Annotated in this window: 1 protein-coding gene; it reads left to right on the top strand. The window is 43.1% G+C overall.

What is annotated here, in order from left to right:
* Positions 1-142: 142 nt before the first annotated feature.
* Positions 143-1820: IS1182 family transposase (locus tag B494_RS0100385; RefSeq protein ID WP_017470374.1), on the top strand; the 1678-nt coding region annotated here is incomplete at its 3' end.

The following is a 1820-nucleotide window of genomic DNA, read 5'->3' as shown; positions in this document are numbered from 1 at the left end:
GGACAAAACCCACTAAAAGAAAAAAACGGATTCTGAAGAAATCTCCTTCAGATCCGTTTTTTTTGATGTTTTAGACAGGAAAATAGGGAAACCTTCTGTTAGAATTAAAGTCACCACAACCTAATCCAAAGGAGGTCTCCCTATGTTTAAAGATTATAACATAAATCAGGTTGTTTTACCGCTCGATATGGAGATGAAATTGCAGGAAAATGATATTGCTTACGCTGTGAATGAGCTCACGGAGTCGATTCCTGAAGAAGCCTTCGCAGGCTTTTTGCGTGCAACAGGCTGCCCAGCGTACCATCCACGCATGATGTTGAAGATTATTCTGTGTGCCTATACCCAGTCTGTGTTCTCCGGAAGAAAGATAGAAGGGCTACTGAAGGACAGTGTGCGTATGATGTGGCTGGCCCAGGGTTATGAGCCAAGCTATCGTACGATCAATCGTTTCCGGGTTCATCCTGAGGTGAATGAACTGTTGCGTCAGTGCTTTGTACAGTTCCGCTGTAAACTGGTTGAGGAGAAACAAATTGAGGAAGAAGCCATTTTTATAGACGGAACAAAACTTGAGGCGAACGCGAACAAGTACACATTCGTCTGGAAAAAGTCGGTCGAAGGATACAGTGCCAGTTTGGTGGAACGGTCGAATCGTATGTACGAAGAGCTTCTGGAAAAAGAGATTATCCCAGAGCTAGAAAGGGAAAGTTGGGACGCACTTTCTGAACAAGAGCTATCCAGCATTATTGAAAACCTGGATGAAACAGTCCAGGCATATGATGAGAAAATTGAAGCAAGTGAGGATGCTGCTGTACGAAAAGAGTTACGCTCGGAGCGCAAGGAACCAAAGCAGTATCGCAAACAGTTCCAAAATTTTTTACAACGCAAAGAGAAATACCGTGTGGATATGGAGATTTTTGACGGCCGAAACAGCTATTCTAAGACGGACCATGACGCCACCTTTATGCGCATGAAAGACGACCATATGAAAAATGGACAGCTTAAGGCCGGCTACAATGTGCAACTGGCAACCGAAGGCCAGTATGCGCTTGCTTATGATATTTTTCCAAATCCGACGGATACACGCACCTTCATTCCTTTCCTGGATACAATCGAAAAAGACTTTTTCGATCTTCCCGAATATATTGTAGCGGATGCCGGCTATGGCAGTGAACAGAATTACATGGATGTCGTGAATAATAGAGATCGCTCCCCTTTGATCACCTACAACCAATATCGGAAAGAGAAGAAAAAGAAGGTTAAGAATAACCCTTTGAATACAGCCAATTGGGCATATGATGAGGAAACAGATACATTTACTTGTCCGAACGATCGCACGCTCTCGTTCTGTCATCCTTCAACAAGAAAAGATAGATATGGATTCATACGTCATTTCAAAACCTATGAATGTGAAGATTGTTCTGGCTGCCCACTGCGTGACCGGTGTACAAAAGCGAAAGAAGGAAATAACCGGAGACTGTATATTAATGAAACATGGGAGAACCAAAAAGCCTATATTCGAGAAAAGCTTTCAGAAGAGAAAACGGGTGAAATCTACGGCAAGCGAAAGATTGATGTAGAGCCAGTCTTCGGATTCTTGAAGGCTAATTTGGCGTTCACCCGATTCTCCGTAAGAGGAAACGAAAAGGTGAAAAATGAAATGGGCTTCGCGTTCATGGCAGTGAATTTGAGGAAATACACTGCCTCGGACAACAGCCAATCCCCAAACAATTCAAAAGGCAAGGACAAAAAAGCATTTGATCACCAAGAATCGGTGATCAAATGCTTTTTCTTTCATTTTAGGCTAGTTATGTCCCAGCCTC

It is taken from the genome of Amphibacillus jilinensis Y1 (genome assembly GCF_000306965.1).
Taxonomy (GTDB): Bacteria; Bacillota; Bacilli; order Bacillales; family Amphibacillaceae; genus Amphibacillus_C; species Amphibacillus_C jilinensis.
The sequence above is the reverse complement of the archived record's forward strand: the minus strand, read 5'-3'. Positions and strand labels throughout refer to the sequence as shown.